The 14013-nt window shown below is 68.6% G+C and carries 13 protein-coding genes and 1 other RNA gene; 8 read left to right on the top strand and 6 right to left on the bottom strand.

Translation table 11 applies throughout. From position 1 onward, the window contains the following. Position 1: 1 nt before the first annotated feature. The 4 genes from fba to gap all read right to left on the bottom strand — a co-directional run bounded on the left by fba (position 2) and on the right by gap (position 4156). Complete coding sequence (gene fba, locus Y590_RS11015; RefSeq protein ID WP_060769874.1) at positions 2-1069, bottom strand: class II fructose-bisphosphate aldolase; 1068 nt, start codon at positions 1067-1069, stop codon at positions 2-4. Between the two features lie 149 nt (positions 1070-1218). Next, a complete protein-coding gene (locus tag Y590_RS11010; protein WP_060769873.1) occupies positions 1219-2421 on the bottom strand; it encodes a phosphoglycerate kinase in 1203 nt (400 codons plus the stop codon). 15 nt (positions 2422-2436) lie between these two features. Continuing rightward, a complete protein-coding gene (locus tag Y590_RS11005; RefSeq protein WP_060769872.1) occupies positions 2437-2955 on the bottom strand; it encodes a hypothetical protein in 519 nt (172 codons plus the stop codon). A gap of 193 nt (positions 2956-3148) precedes the next feature. Further along, entirely contained in the window at positions 3149-4156 is a 1008-nt protein-coding gene (gap, locus tag Y590_RS11000) for a type I glyceraldehyde-3-phosphate dehydrogenase (RefSeq protein WP_060769871.1), read from the bottom strand. A gap of 475 nt (positions 4157-4631) precedes the next feature. Between gap and Y590_RS10995 the strand changes: the two genes are divergently transcribed. The 7 genes from Y590_RS10995 to Y590_RS10965 all read left to right on the top strand — a co-directional run bounded on the left by Y590_RS10995 (position 4632) and on the right by Y590_RS10965 (position 10055). Next, complete coding sequence (locus Y590_RS10995) at positions 4632-4952, top strand: DUF4164 family protein (protein WP_003602920.1); 321 nt, start codon at positions 4632-4634, stop codon at positions 4950-4952. A gap of 23 nt (positions 4953-4975) precedes the next feature. Continuing rightward, complete coding sequence (locus Y590_RS10990; protein ID WP_060769870.1) at positions 4976-5347, top strand: cell division protein ZapA; 372 nt, start codon at positions 4976-4978, stop codon at positions 5345-5347. Between the two features lie 112 nt (positions 5348-5459). Then, positions 5460-5616: non-coding RNA, 6S RNA (gene ssrS, locus Y590_RS10985), on the top strand. Next, the gene (locus tag Y590_RS10980; protein ID WP_060769869.1) at positions 5606-6196 is read left to right on the top strand and encodes a 5-formyltetrahydrofolate cyclo-ligase; all 591 of its coding nucleotides are present in this window, start codon (positions 5606-5608) and stop codon (positions 6194-6196) included. The genes ssrS and Y590_RS10980 overlap by 11 nt, the downstream gene beginning before the upstream one ends. Positions 6197-6261: 65 nt before the next feature. After that, a complete protein-coding gene (locus Y590_RS10975) occupies positions 6262-7083 on the top strand; it encodes a TIGR00282 family metallophosphoesterase (protein WP_060769868.1) in 822 nt (273 codons plus the stop codon). Between the two features lie 961 nt (positions 7084-8044). Next, positions 8045-9037, top strand: a complete 993-nt coding sequence (locus Y590_RS10970) for a MotA/TolQ/ExbB proton channel family protein (protein ID WP_060769867.1) — start codon at positions 8045-8047, stop codon at positions 9035-9037. A 4-nt stretch (positions 9038-9041) separates the two neighbouring features. After that, entirely contained in the window at positions 9042-10055 is a 1014-nt protein-coding gene (locus Y590_RS10965; protein ID WP_060769866.1) for a peptidoglycan -binding protein, read from the top strand. A 142-nt stretch (positions 10056-10197) separates the two neighbouring features. Here the strand turns inward: Y590_RS10965 and Y590_RS10960 are convergent, their stop codons facing one another. Together Y590_RS10960 and Y590_RS10955 are read right to left on the bottom strand one after the other, a co-directional pair. Then, the gene (locus tag Y590_RS10960; RefSeq protein WP_060769865.1) at positions 10198-11205 is read right to left on the bottom strand and encodes a D-cysteine desulfhydrase family protein; all 1008 of its coding nucleotides are present in this window, start codon (positions 11203-11205) and stop codon (positions 10198-10200) included. A 70-nt stretch (positions 11206-11275) separates the two neighbouring features. Then, entirely contained in the window at positions 11276-13132 is a 1857-nt protein-coding gene (locus Y590_RS10955; RefSeq protein ID WP_060772254.1) for an ABC transporter transmembrane domain-containing protein, read from the bottom strand. Positions 13133-13428: 296 nt separating this feature from the next. Between Y590_RS10955 and rpmE the strand changes: the two genes are divergently transcribed. Then, positions 13429-13683 carry a 50S ribosomal protein L31 gene (gene rpmE, locus Y590_RS10950; protein ID WP_056192368.1) on the top strand — a complete coding sequence of 85 codons (255 nt, stop codon included), beginning with the start codon at positions 13429-13431 and terminating at the stop codon, positions 13681-13683. Positions 13684-14013: the final 330 nt, after the last annotated feature.

Below are 14013 nucleotides of genomic sequence, written 5' to 3'. Positions count from 1 at the left end.
ATCACGCGTCGATCTTCGGGTCGAGCGAGCCGTTGGCGTAGCGCTTCGCCATCTCGGCCACCGAGATCGGGCGGATCTTCGAGCCCTGACCGGCGGTGTTGAACTCCTCGAAGCGCTGGCGGCACAGCTTGGTCATCGCCTCCATGGCGGGCTTCAGGTACTTGCGCGGATCGAATTCGGAGGGGTTTTCGGACAGCACCTTACGGATCTGACCGGTCATCGCCATGCGGTTGTCGGTGTCGATGTTGATCTTGCGCACGCCGTGCTTGATGCCGCGCTGGATCTCCTCCACCGGCACGCCCCAGGTCGGCTTCATCTCGCCGCCATACTGGTTGATGATGTCTTGAAGATCCTGCGGCACCGAGGAGGAGCCGTGCATGACGAGGTGGGTCGTCGGCAGGCGGCGGTGGATCTCCTCGATCACGCCCATGGCGAGCACGTCGCCGTCGGGCTTGCGCGTGAACTTGTAGGCACCGTGGCTGGTGCCCATGGCCACCGCCAGCGCATCGACCTTGGTGGCGGCCACGAACTTCACCGCCTCGTCAGGGTCGGTCAGGAGCTGGTCGTGGGAGAGCACGCCTTCCGCGCCGTGACCATCCTCGGCCTCGCCCTGGCCGCTCTCCAGCGAGCCGAGCACCCCGAGTTCGCCCTCGACCGAGACGCCGGCCCAGTGGGCCATCTTCGTGACGTTGCGGGTGATCTCGACGTTGTAATTGTAGTCCGCCGGGGTCTTGCCGTCGGCTTTGAGCGAACCGTCCATCATCACCGAGGTGAAGCCGTACTGGATCGCGGTGGCGCAGGTGGCTTCGTTGTTGCCGTGATCGAGGTGCATGCAGACGGGGATGTGCGGATAGATCTCGACGAGGCCGTCGATGAGCTTGGCCAGCACCACGTCGTTGGCATAGGCGCGGGCACCCCGGCTCGCCTGGAGGATCACCGGCGAGTCGGTGGCATCCGCCGCCGCCATGATGGCGAGCCCTTGCTCCATGTTGTTCAGGTTGAACGCGGGCACGCCGTAGCCGTACTCGGCGGCGTGATCGAGGAGCTGCCGGAGGGTGATGCGTGCCATGGTTCGATCCTCGTGCGATGCGGCCTCAGCCGGGCCTGTCCCTTGCTGCGGCCTATATAGGTGCGCCGGTGCCGCCAGCCTGCGGCCCGGCGCTGAAATATGCGCGGGTTTGTCGCCGCCGCCCGCGTCGCGCTGCGGCCGATCCGGCCTCAGCCCTGCGCGCGCAGCGCCTCGACGCCGGGCAGCGCCTTGCCCTCCAGCCATTCGAGGAAGGCGCCGCCCGCCGTCGAGACGTAGGAGAAGTCCTCGCCCACGCCCGCATGGTTGAGGGCCGCCACCGTGTCGCCGCCGCCGGCGACGCTGACGAGCTGGCCGGCCCTGGTCCGCCGGGCGGCGTGCTGGGCGACCGCGACCGTGCCCGTGTCGAACGGCGTCAGCTCGAAGGCGCCGAGCGGGCCGTTCCAGACCAGCGTCCGGGCTTCCTCGATGGCGCCGTCGATCGTGGCGATCGAGGAGGCGCCGACATCGAGGATCATCGCGTCGGAGGGCACGGCATCGACCGGTACGGTCTCGTTCTCGGCATTGGCCTTGAACTCGCGGGCCACCAGCGCATCGACCGGCAGGATGATGGTGCAGTTCTTCTCCTTGGCCGCGGCCAGGATGCGCTTGGCGGTCTCGGCGAGATCCTTCTCACAGAGCGACTTGCCGACATCCTTGCCCTGCGCGTGCAGGAAGGTGTTGGCCATGCCGCCGCCGATCACCAGCATGTCGACCTTGGCGACGAGGTTTTCGAGCAGGTCGATCTTGGTCGAGACCTTGGCGCCGCCGACGATGGCGATGACCGGGCGGGCCGGAGCCTCGAGCCCCTTGGTCAGGGCATCGAGTTCGGCCTGCATCAGGCGGCCGGCATAGGCAGGCAGCAGGCGGGCGAGCCCTTCCGTCGAGGCATGCGCGCGGTGGGCGGCGGAGAACGCCTCGTTGACGTAGATGTCGCCGTTCCGGGCGAGCGCCTTGGCGAAGTCGGGATCGTTCTTCTCCTCGCCCGCGTGATAGCGGGTGTTTTCGAGGAGGAGCACGTCGCCGTCCTTGAGCGACGCGACGGCGGAAGCGGCAGCCTCGCCGACGCAATCCTCACCGAACGCCACCGGCCGCCCGAGCTTCTCCGAAAGCGTCGAGAGGATGGGCTTGAGCGAGTCCTTCGGGTCCGGCTTGCCCTTGGGGCGGCCGAAATGCGCCAGCAGGATCACCCGCCCGCCCGCATCGGCGATCTCGCGGATCGTCGGCACCACGCGCTCGATCCGGGTCGCGTCGGTGACGCGTCCGCTCTCCATCGGCACGTTGAGATCGACGCGCAGCAGCACGCGCTTGCCGGGGAGCGGGCCGGCATCGTCGAGGGTGCGGAAATCCGTCATGGCGGCGTCTGATTTCTACGGGTTGGAGGCAGGAGGATTGGCGGGGGTCGTCTGGCTCTGGGTCTGGCTCTTGCCGTCGAGGCTGTGCGGCAGCATCCGGTCGAGGTTCAGCCGCTGCACGGCGACCATCAGCGCGACCGTGAGCACGGCGGTGATGATGGCGGTGAGAACGAGGGCACCGGTGCCGGGCAGGCGGCCGACCCGGTCGGACAGGGTGCGGACTTCGCTGCGCAGGGACGAGAGGTCGACCTGCCGGGCGGCGTCGTTCATCCGGGTCGAGGCCGTCTCGACCTTTTCCTCGACGCGCGAGAGCAGCGCCTCGGAGCGGGCGTACTTGTCCTCGATGCGCGCGGTCTTGTCCTCGATGCGGGCGAGCTGGTCGGCGTGGTTGACGGCGCCGGAGGCAGACAGCTCGGCCTTGCCGATGGTCGGCGGCGCGGCGGCGGGCGTCACGGCGGCGGGCGGCGCGGAGGAGGAAGACGGGGCGGGGATGAAATCGGTCCCGGAAGGCTTGGCCGGCGAGGTTTCGGTCATCGCGTACGCACCTTGAAGCTTCGGCGAGCCGGGCTCGCCTGAGTGTCTCTCACGAAACTCTCGCTTCACCGTCACGGCAGGCGAGAGGCGGTCGGTCAGCGGGAGTTTCGTGAGGTACTCTATGGGAACTCGAAGACAATCGGGGCGGCCGGCCCGAACGGCCGGCCGCCCCTCGTCAGGCGTAGCTAGTGCGTCAGATCAGCTTGGCCATGGCCACGGCGGTGTCGGCCATGCGGTTCGAGAAGCCCCACTCGTTGTCGTACCAGGACAGGATGCGCACGAAGGTGCCGTCCATGACCTTGGTCTGGTCGAGGTGGAAGGTGGACGAGTGCGGATCGTGGTTGAAGTCGATCGACACGTTCGGCCGGTCGGTCACGCCGAGCACGCCCTTGAGCGGGCCGGCGGCCGCTGCCTTGATCGCGTCGTTGATCTCCTGGACCGAGGTCGCGCGCTTGGCCGTGAACACGAGATCGACCGCCGAGACGTTCGGGGTCGGCACGCGGATCGCGGTGCCGTCGAGCTTGCCCTTCAGCTCCGGCAGGACGAGGCCGACGGCCTTGGCCGCACCCGTCGAGGTCGGGATCATCGAGAGCGCCGCGGCGCGGGCGCGGTAGAGATCCTTGTGCATCTGGTCGAGCGAGGGCTGGTCGTTGGTGTAGGAGTGGATCGTGGTCATGAAACCGCGCTCGATCCCCACCGTATCGTTCAGCACCTGTGCCACCGGCGCGAGGCAGTTCGTGGTGCAGGAGGCGTTGGACACGACGAGGTGCTCACCCGTGAGCTTGTCGTGGTTCACGCCGTAGACGACCGTGAGGTCGGCGCCGTCGGCGGGCGCCGAGACGAGCACGCGCTTGGCGCCGGCGTCGAGATGGGCCTTCGCCTTGTCCTTCGAGGTGAAGATGCCGGTGCATTCCAGCGCGATGTCGACGCCCAGATCGCGGTGGGGCAGCTCGGCCGGGTTGCGCACGGCGGTGACGCGGATACGCTTGCCGTTGATGACGATGTCGTCGCCCTCGACCGCGACCTCGGCCGGAAAGCGGCCATGCACGGAATCGTAGCGCAGCAAGTGGGCATTGGTCTCGACCGGGCCGAGATCGTTGATCGCGACGACCTCGATATCGGTGCGGCCGGCTTCGATGATGGCGCGCAGCACGTTACGGCCGATGCGCCCGAACCCGTTGATGGCAACCTTGACGGTCACGGCGTGACTCCTTCGAAATGGGGCGCACCCGCGCGCCGATGGGACAACGGTCGGGCCAGCCGGCGGCTTCCGCGCGCGGTGCCCGATGAAGGCGAGACCGCTCCAAGCGGGGCGGCACTGAACGGGGGATGAACCGTGAGGCGGCCCGCAGACGTCCGGTCGGCGGACGGTCTGAGCGGGGAGCCGGAGAAAGTCACGGTCTTGAGAATCCGTAGGGCGGCCCCGCGCCGGGGGATCGGAGCCGGGCGCCGGCTCTCTAACATGGCGCCCGAGGCTGTCAAAGATCGGGGGCAAGCCTGTGAATTGTCTGGAATTTCGAATGCGCTTGGCTGAAACCTGTTCGCAGCGCGGGTTCGGAGTACCGCGAAAGTCCTTCCGCCGCCGGCCGTTTGCGTTCTGGCCGTCGCGGCGCGGGACGCGTTTCGTGGCCGGCTCCGATGGGGTTAGCAACCGACGGGTGGAGATGGCGCGAGATATGGCGCGAGCGGATACGAAGGCAGCGCAGGGCAGAAGGCAGGACGGCGTCGGGCTGGAAGAGGCGCTGCACCGGCTCGACACGGCGCTGGCGCTGCTCGAGACGGCGGTGGCCCGCAAGCTCGAAGCCGAGCGCAGCCGCGGCGACCGGGAGACGGAGTTCGCCCTGCTGGAGGAGGATCGGGTGCGGCTCGCCGCCGAACTCGATGCGGCGGGCGCGCGGCTCGCCCGGATGAATTCGACCACCGGCGAGGTCAACCGCCGCCTCGATCGCGCCATCGAGACGGTGGAAGACGTGCTGTCCGGCCCGTCCGGGCGCTGAGTTCGAGTCAGGTTCAAACGCGGATGCCGCACGTCAACGTCACCATCGCGGGCAAGAGCTACCGGATGGCCTGCGGCCCCGGCGAGGAGGACCATCTCGCGGCTCTGGCCAAGAACTTCGACGACCGTGTCACCGAGATGCGCGGCACCTTCGGCGAGATCGGCGACATGCGCCTCCACGTCATGGCCTCGCTGACGCTGGCCGACGAGTTGCTCGAAGCGCGCCGCCGCATCGCCGACCTGGAGCAGCACGCGGCCCAGGGCGTGGCGGATCAGGCCCGGCTCGCGAGCGGTGTCGGCATCGCCGCCGAGCGGATCGACCGGCTGGCGCGGGCGCTGGCGGGTCAGCCGGGCGCCCCCTCCGGTGGCAAGGGCGAGGCCGAGCGCGGCGGCTGACCGGGGCGCGGACCTCCCGAGGTTGGCCGGATCGTCGCGCCGGCTTCGAATTATCTGAGGCGTGACGCGATCGCCCCTGGCGCCGGGACGCGAGCGCGTCTATCTCTGGCGGGCGGGGCTGCAGAGTTCGTCAGGAGAACTTTCCCCGGGGCCTTATCGACTCCCCAGGGAGCTGTCACTGGCCTCGTCCGTGGACTTGGCCAACACGGCGCCCACCTACACTGTAGGTTTCCCGGGATCGACACTCCAACGGCTCAAGTGGCTCCGCACTCTTCTCCCGAACGCTCCCTGAAGGCGAGCCTCCGCGCCGAGGCACTCAGCCGCCGCGACGCGCTCTCGCCCGAGATCCGCAAGGCCGGCTCGCTGCGCGCCGCCGAGACCATCGCGGCCATTCCCGAGCTGGCCGAGGCGCCGCTGGTCGGCGCCTTCTGGCCGATCCGCTCCGAGATCGACCCGCGCCCGCTGATCGAGCGCCTGTTCGCCCGCGGCCAGCGAGTCGCGCTGCCGAAGGTCACCAAGCAGGGCCTCGTCTTCCGCGAATGGCGCGCGGGCGAGGAACTGGTGACCGGCGGCTTCGGCCTCAGCGAGCCCCGCGATGACCTTCCCCCGCTCGACCCCACCGCCCTGATCGTGCCGCTCGCCGCCTTCGACCGCGCGGGCCAGCGCATCGGCTACGGCGCGGGCTATTACGATCAGGCGATCGAGCGGCTCTCGAAGAACGGCCCGGTGCTGACCGTCGGCATCGCCTTCTCCGTTCAGGAGATCGCGCAGGTCCCGACCGAGCCGCATGACCGCCCGCTCGACCATCTCGTGACCGAGGCCGGTCCCGTGCCGCTCCGGGAAAGCTAGACCTTTCATTTCGCTCGCATCGGCTCTTCCGAGACGCCGGCGACCATCTTTCGGGCCGATGCTGCATGCGCATCCTCTTCCTCGGCGACATCGTCGGACGTCCCGGCCGCTACGCCGTCACCGAACGTCTTCCGTCCTTACGCGAGCGCTGGCGTCTCGATTGCGTCGTCATCAACGGCGAGAACGCGGCCGGCGGTTTCGGCATCACCGAATCGATCTGCGACGAGATCCTCCAGGCCGGCGCCGACGCGGTGACCCTCGGCAACCACTCGTTCGACCAGCGCGAGGCGCTCGTCTTCATCGCCCGCCAGCCGCGTCTGATCCGCCCGGCGAACTACCCGCCCGGCACACCGGGCCGGGGTGCCACCGTGATCGAGACGCCCCGCGGGGGGCGTGTCCTCGTCGTCAACGTGATGGGCCGGATCTATCTCGACCCGCTCGACGACCCCTTCGCCGCGGCCGACCGGGAACTCGATGCCTGCCCGCTCGGCGCGGCGGCGGATGCGGTGATCGTCGACATGCACGCCGAGGCCACCAGCGAGAAGCAGGCCATGGGGCATTTCCTCGACGGCCGCGCGAGCCTCGTCGTCGGCACCCACACCCATGCGCCGACCGCCGATCACCGCATCCTGCCGGGCGGCACCGCCTACCTGTCGGATGCCGGGATGTGCGGCGACTACGATTCCGTGCTCGGCATGCAGAAGGACGAGCCGGTGCGCCGCTTCCTTCAGAAGACGCCGGGCTCACGGCTCGAGGCGGCCACCGGCGAGGGCACCTTGTGCGGCATCGCGGTCGAGACTGACGACGCGACGGGGCTGGCCAAGCGGGTCTGGGCCGTGCGCCTCGGACCGCATCTGGAAGAGACCTGGCCGCGCGAATGGGATTGAGGCCGCGCCTATCGTATGTCCAGAGAGCTACTCCTCGAAGCTCTCAAAAAAATACCATTGGAATCCGGCCCTTTACTCAAATGTCGTTCGATAGATCCTTCAATGACGGCTCTACGAATCCTTACGAATCGGCCATGAGCAGGAATGATCGACTTGGAACTTTTTCCTATACGGTGTATACCCAGCTCCAAGCAATGCTATACATTCGGGCACTGACTCGGGGGTAGCAAAAACACTTCTAAAAGCAATTCCTAGATATTTCCAATTCTCGTCGTTTGTTGTTTTCTGCTCCTCGCCAATCACAACCCTCGGCCCCGACGCACTCATGACGTCGATAACGATAGTTTCACCGCCGCCACCTATGCCAACAAGCCAATTCTCGGATGTTTGATACAAATTGATTTCGCCAGCCGGCCCCCAATCCGCCCATAGCTTCGTCGATATCGTTCCGCGTGGAGTGTCTACACGCAGAACAAAAGGCAGTGTTCCCCATCCACCTCCCCACGTTTGGAAGCGGGCAACAGCATTACCCATTGGAAGAGGCACGACAGCTTCCTCCACAGGCCAAACAGACGTGTAGATCTGAAGAATTAGCCATAACGAGGCGCCCGTGATCAGGACGATCGGAAGGCAACCCAACCTCTTCATCGTGATCTCACTTGTACCCACACGGCTCACGGCTTCTGTCTAACGTCTCTGCCTAGCTTGCAAGCCTGGCTTTGCGGGCGAGTGCACCGTCCGCATCGACGGCGCATGAGCCCGCTCCCGGATGATCGGTCACGGGCGGATCTCGACAGATCGGACGGCTTGCCACGATTCGCGACCAGGGAAGGCTGCCGTTGGCCCGATTACCCGATCGGCCGCGACTTGATTGCGGCAGGCCGAGCCGCCACAGTGCCGCCGGTTTCGACACAGCGGTGCCGCCGGTCCCGGCGTCAGGCCCAACACGAGTATGGACCCGATGGCGGCCCGTTCCGCGTCCCTCGACATGCCTCCCCTCGCCAAGCCCGGCATGACGCTGGTGCGGATGCTGGTGTTCCTGGCGCTCGCGGGCTTTCTCGCCTTCGTCCTCTACAAGCAGATCACCCCGGCCTTCCTCGCCAATCCGGGCCTGAACGGGCTGATCCTTGGCGTGCTGCTGATCGCGGTGCTGCTTGCCTTCGGGCAGGTGACGCGGCTGTTTGGCGAGGTGCGCTACGTCAACGCGGTCGCCGCCGGGCAGAACCCGAAGGACCGGCCGGCCCTGCTCGGGCCGCTGCTGCCCGCCATCGCGGCGCGGCGCGAGGGGATGACGCTGTCGAGCACGCGCGCGCATCTCGACACCACCGCCGTGCGGCTCGACGAGGGCCGCGAAATCCTGCGCTACATCGCCGGCATCCTGATCCTGCTCGGCCTGCTCGGCACCTTCTGGGGCCTGATCGAGACGCTCTCGGCGGTGGGCTCGGTGATCGGCGGCATGCGCGGCGGCGGCGACGCGGCTGTGATGTTCGACGAACTCAAGAGCGGACTCGCCGTGCCGCTCTCCGGCATCGGCCTCGCCTTCTCCGCCTCGCTGTTCGGCCTCGCCTCCTCCCTGATCGTCGGCTTCCTCGACCTCCAGGCAGGTCAGGCCCATTCGCGCTTCCACAACGAGCTGGAGGATTGGCTCGTCTCCGGCGAGGAGCAGGCGGTCGCCACGGCCGCCGTCGCGGCACGCCCGGCGCCGGAGCACAACCCCGCCGTCGCCCGCGAGTTGCAGGCGGCGGTGGACCGCCTGAGCGGCGTCATCGCCGAGGGGGCCGGGGGCCGAGGTGCGACCCAGGCCATGACCAACCTCGCCGAGGGCATCCAGGGGCTCGTGCAGCACATGCGCGCCGAGCAGCAGATGATCCGCGATTGGGTCGAGGCCCAGGCTGCCCGAGAGCGGGAGCTGAAGCAGGTGCTCGAACGGCTGGCGCGCGAGAAGGTCAACTGAGAGCATGGCGTCGATCCGCGCGCGCGCGCAGCGCAGCCTCAACGTCTGGCCGGGCTATGTCGATGCGCTGGCAACGCTCCTGCTCGCCGTCGTCTTCCTGCTCACCGTCTTCGTGGTGGGGCAGTTCTTCCTCTCGCAGGAGCTGACGGGACGCGATGCGGTCCTGACCCGCCTCAACCGGCAGATCGCCGACCTGACCGACCTGCTGGCGCTGGAGCGGTCCGGCCGCCGCGCCCAGGAAGAGGCGGCGTCCGGCCTGCGCAACACCCTGACCGCCACGGAAGCCGAGCGCGACCGGCTCCGGGCGCTCGCCGATGCCAGCGAGGCGGCCCAGGGCAAGAGCGCCGACGTCGATGCCCAGCTCGCGGCCGAGCGCGGCGCGACCCAGCGGGCCCAGAATCAGGTCGAGCTTCTGAACGAGCAGATCCGTGCCCTGCGCCGACAGCTCGCGGCGCTCGAAGACGCGCTGGCGGCCTCCGAATCCCGCGACCGGGAGAGCCAAGCCCGCATCGCCGAACTCGGCAGCCGCCTCAACGTGGCGCTCGCCCAGCGGGTGCAGGAACTCGCCCGCTACCGCTCCGACTTCTTCGGGCGGCTGCGTCAGGTCATCGGCAGCCGCACGGATGTCCGCATCGTCGGCGACCGCTTCGTGCTGCAATCCGAGGTTCTGTTCGCGGCGGGCTCCGCCGCGCTGAAGCCCGAGGCCGGGCCGGAACTCGACCGGATCGCCGGGGCGATCCTCGACATCGCGCGGGAAATCCCCGCCGACATCCCCTGGGTGCTGCGCGTGGATGGCCACACCGACGCCCGCCCGATCCAATCGGCCCAGTTCCCCTCGAACTGGGCGCTGTCGGCGTCGCGTGCCATCGCCGTGGTGCAGTATCTGCGGAGCAAGGGCCTGCCGCCGCAGCGCCTCCTGGCCGGCGCCTTCGGCGAGTTCCAGCCGCTCGATTCGGGAACGAGCGAGGAGGCTTATTCGCGCAACCGCCGGATCGAGATGAAGCTGACCGAGCGGTGACATCTCGTCCCCTCCCCCTGCGGGAGAGGGGTCAGGGGATTAAAGCATCGTCCTGGACACCTGATCCAAGACGATGCTTGAGGCTCTTGTTTTCGCATCATCTTTTTTCCGAAAGCCGGCAACCACCTTTCGGGACGATGCTCTAAAACTCGCTCCGATAGGCGAACAGCCCCGGCACGCCGCCGGTCATCACGAACAGCACCGCCGCGCCGCGCTCGTACAGGCCGGCGCGCACGTCGTGGAGCAGACCAGCGAACGCCTTGCCGCTGTAGACGGGATCGAGCAGCAGCCCCTCCGTGCGGGCCATCAGCCGCACCGCCTCGCGCATGCCCTCGGTCGGGATGCCGTAGCCCGGCCCGCGATGGGCGCCGTCCACGAGAATGGAATCGTCGGAGAGCGTGAGGCTGCCGTCGATCAGCGCCAGGGTGTCGCGGGCCCTGGCCAGCGTCGCGGCCGTCGCCTCGGGCTCGGGGGCGAGCACCGTGTAGGATTGGGCGAGATGAGGGTCGCGGCCGGCGGCAGCGAGGCCGGCGGCGAGCCCCGCATGGGTGCCGGAACTGCCGTTCGGCACGACGATGCGGGCGAAGGCGAGGCCGAGATTGGCCGCCTGCTCCAGGATCTCGGCGGCGCAAGCCGCGTAGCCGAGACAGCCGAGCGGGCTCGACCCGCCGGAGGGGAAGACGTAGACGCGCCGCCCCTCCGCCCTCAATTGCTCTGCCCGCGCCTCGGCCTGCGGCAGCGAATCCGCCTCGCCCGGCAGCAGATGGACACGGGCACCGAAAAGGTCCTGCAACAGCCGGTTGCCGTTGGCGGTATAATCAGCGTCCTCCCGCGGAACGCTGCGGGTGAGGAACAGCTCGCAGGCCAGCCCCATCCGCGCGGCAGAGGCGGCGGTGAGCCGGGCGTGGTTCGATTGCAGCGCGCCGACGGTGATCACCGTATCCGCCCGCTCGGCCAGCGCCTGCCCGAGCAGGAATTCGAGCTTGCGCAGCTTGTTGCCGCCCAAGCCCACGGGGCCGATGTCGTCGCGTTTCACGAACAGGCGGACGCCGTTCAGCTCGGGCCCGAGATGGGTCGAGAGACGGTCGAGGGAGCGGATCGGCGTCGGCCCGTCGGTGAGTGCGACACGGGGGAAGCGGGTGAGATCCATCGATCGCCTTCGTCTGCGTTAGCGCATCATCTTTGTCCGAAAGCCGGCGGCCGCCTTTCGGGATGATGCTCTATTCCGCCGCGTGTTTCGGGCGCGGGTCGCGCGCCCGGGCGCTGTCGTCGAAGCTGTCGGCGAATTGCAGGCTCGCGAGCTGCGCATAGAGGGCGCCGCGGGCGAGCAGGCTCTCATGCGTGCCCTCCTCGACGATCCTTCCGCCGTCGAAGACGAGGATGCGGTCGGCCGCACGGATGGTCGCGAGCCGGTGGGCGATTACCAGCGTGGTGCGGCCCTGCATCAGCCGGTCGAGGGCGTTCTGCACCGCGCGCTCGCTCTCGGCATCGAGCGCCGAGGTCGCCTCGTCGAGGAGAAGGACCGGCGCATCCTTGAGGATGGCGCGGGCGATGGCGATGCGCTGGCGCTGCCCGCCCGAGAGGGTGGTGCCGCGCTCGCCGAGCATTGTTGCGTAGCCCTGCGGCAGGGCGCGGACGAAGCCGTCGGCGTTGGCGAGGCGCGCCGCCTCCTCGACCTCCGTCTCGCTGGCGCCGGGGCGGCCGTAGCGGATGTTTTCCAGAACCGTCCCGGAGAACACCACCGGGTCCTGCGGCACCAGGGAGAGGCGAGCGCGCAGGGCGTCGAGATCGGCCTGCGGCAGCGGCACGCCGTCGATCGTCACGCGCCCCTCGTCGGGGTCGTAGAAGCGCAGCAGCAATTGCAGCACCGTGGTCTTGCCGGCTCCCGACGGGCCGACGAGGGCGATCCGCTCGCCGGGCGCCGCCGTGAAGGAGATGCCGTCCAGCGCCGCGTGTTCGGGCCGGGTCGGGTAGCGGAAGCGCACCGCCTCGAACGCGACCGCGCCACGGGCCGGGCTCGGCAGCGCGACCGGATGCTCGGGGGACTTGATCGCCGGCTCGGCGGCCAGGATCTCGCCGAGCCGCTCGGCGGCGCCCGCGGCCTGGGCGAGTTCGCCGTAGACCTCGGAGAGCTGGCCGAGGGCGCTGGCGCCGAACACGGCATAGAGCACGAATTGCGAGAGCTGGCCGGCGCTGGTGGTGCCCGCGAGCACGCCCTTGGCGCCGTACCACATCACGCCGACGACCGAGGCCGAGATCAGGAAGATCGCCACGCCGGTGAGCAGGGCGCGGGCCGTGATCGAGACCCGCGCCGCCCGGTAGGCGTTCTCCGAGGCTTCCGCGAAGCGCTCGGCGGTGGCGCGGCCCATGCCGAAGGCCTGCATGGTGCGCACGGCCCCGACGGCTTCCGCCGCGTAGGCCGAGGCGTCGGCGAGCCGGTCCTGCGCCGCACGCGAGCGCCGCCGCACGCCGCGGCCCGACAGGATCAGCGGAAACACGATGAGCGGAATCGCGGCGAGAACCAGGATCGACAGGCCGGGGCTCGTCCAGACCATCATCGCCACGGCACCGACGAACAGGAACAGGTTGCGCAGCAGGATCGAGATCGAGACCCCGAACACCGCCTTGACCTGCGTGGCATCCGCCGTGAGCCGCGAGACGATCTCGCCGGATTGCGACTTGTCGAAGAAGGTCGGGTCGAGGCTCGTCAGCCGCGCGAACACGGCCGAGCGCAGATCCGCGACGACACGCTCGCCCAGCGTCACCACCGAATAGTAACGGCCCGCACTCGACACCGCGAGCACCGCCACCACCACGAGCAGCGCCAGGAAGTAGGAATTGATGAGCGCCTGCCCCTCCGGCGAGAAGCCGTGGTCGATCACCCGGCGAATCGCGATCGGCACGACGAGCGTCGCGCCCGACGCCGCGATCAAAGAGATCAGCGCCGCGAGGATGCGGCCCCGGTAGCGGCTGGCGAAGGGAATCAGCGGTTTGAGTGCTCCGAGCGGCGCCCGCCCCCGGAGAGCCGCCTGCGGATCGTCTCCTGCGCCGGACGACGCATCACGCTTGCGGGCCATCATTCCTCGACATCGTTTCGTCCCGTTCCGTGCCGTTTCTGTCGTGTCGTCTTTGCCTGGGATCATCGCATACGCAGCGACCGCCAGGATTTCCAGTTCGTGCCGGACCGGCGGGCAGATCGCGGCCGATATCCATGGCATCGTCTCGCGGAAAACCGCCGATGCGCCCGCGCTCTCTTGTTCCTCGTCCGAGGCTGAGGTATAGGCGCGCCTTCATCGGAATGCGCGCGATGTTTTGCCCCTGGCTCCTCCCCTGAGTGGCGGGGTCGGTCGGCGTGCTACCTCAGGAATTCGTCATGGCAAAGAACGAGGCCGCCAAGGCCAAGGGGACCGAGCACCCCGACTACCACTTCATCAAGGTCGTGATGACCGATGGCTCCGACTACAAGACCCGCTCGACCTACGGCAAGGAAGGCGACGTCCTCAACTTGGACATCGACCCGTCCACCCACCCGGCCTGGACGGGCGGCGAGCAGAAGATGCTCGATCGCGGCGGGCGCGTCTCGCGCTTCAACTCGCGCTTCGGCGGCCTCGGCTTCGGCAAGAAGTGATTGTTCGGATTTGGGCGCAAGCCCGAATCGACCAGACGGCGCCGCTCGCGGCGCCGTTTTCGTTTGCGCGGACGATCTGACGGCAAGCCCTGCGCGTGCGACGTCTGCGGATCAGGCGGCAGGCTGAGTGCCTCTCATAAAACGCCCGCTGCGCCGCCCTCGCCAGACGGAGAACGGTCAGAGATCGGGAGTTTTGCGAGGCATTCTGAACCGCGTCGGCACAATCGGGCCGCGGGGCGCGGCCGTCGGCCTGCGCTGCCGTGGCCAGCCGAACGGCAAGGCGATTCAGCCGGGATAATCCGGGCCGGGGCGTCAGCCCGCGAGACCGAC

The sequence above is a fragment of the Methylobacterium sp. AMS5 genome (assembly GCF_001542815.1).
Taxonomy (GTDB): Bacteria; Pseudomonadota; Alphaproteobacteria; order Rhizobiales; family Beijerinckiaceae; genus Methylobacterium.
This window is presented reverse-complemented; position numbering and strand designations above follow the sequence as displayed.